Origin of the sequence: Mycobacterium sp. E183 (genome assembly GCF_001667735.1) — a bacterium.
In the GTDB taxonomy this organism is placed as follows: Bacteria; Actinomycetota; Actinomycetes; order Mycobacteriales; family Mycobacteriaceae; genus Mycobacterium.
The window spans coordinates 1-705 of sequence record NZ_LZJN01000087.1 but is presented as its reverse complement, the minus strand read 5'-3'; the positions used below and the strand labels follow the sequence as shown (position 1 = coordinate 705).

Sequence of the window (705 nt, the reverse complement as noted above, 5' to 3'; positions counted from 1 at the left end):
TTGGAAGGGTTGGTACCACCACCAGTCGGCGCGCTCGCCGGTGGGTCCCGGGCAGGGGGCGACCGGGGGTGGGGGCTTTGTCGGTGGCCGCGCCAGCGATCCGGGCCTCAGTGTTCGGCCTGCCTGATCGGTGACGGTCAGCGTGGGTGCGGGTCCGGCGATGGTGATGACGCCACGATGATGGGCCCGGTGGTGATACGGGCAGACCAGCACGAGGTTGGTCAGCTCGGTGGGTCCGCCGTCTTCCCAGTGCCGGATGTGGTGGGCGTGCAGGCCGCGGGTGGCGCCGCAGCCGGGAACCGCGCAGCTGCGGTGGCGGTGCTCGAGCGCGCGGCGCAGTCGCCGGCTGATCAGGCGGGTGGTTCGGCCGGCGCCGATGACCTCGCCCTGGCGTTCGAACCACACTTCGCCGGTGGCGTCGCAGGTCAGGTAGCGGCGTTCGGCGTCGGTGAGCAGCGGACCCACGTGCAGTGCCGCACCGTGCTTTTCGGCGTCGACGTGCACCACCACGGTGGTGTGCTGTCCGTGTGGGCGGCGGGTCGTCTCCGCGTCCCAGCCGGCCTCGATCAGTCGCATGAACGCCTCGACGCTGCCCGGCAGGGGCGGCGCGCTGTCTGACGCTCCCTCGGCGCGGTCGTGCTTCCATTCGGCGATCAGCGCGTCACGATGGGACTGCAAGGCGGCGTCGAACGTGGCGGCGTCCAA

The 705-nt window shown here is 71.8% G+C and carries 1 protein-coding gene; it reads right to left on the bottom strand.

The window, feature by feature from the left end; translation table 11 throughout:
* Positions 1 to 705: HNH endonuclease signature motif containing protein (locus A5691_RS08665; RefSeq protein ID WP_156675556.1), on the bottom strand; the 705-nt coding region annotated here is incomplete at both ends.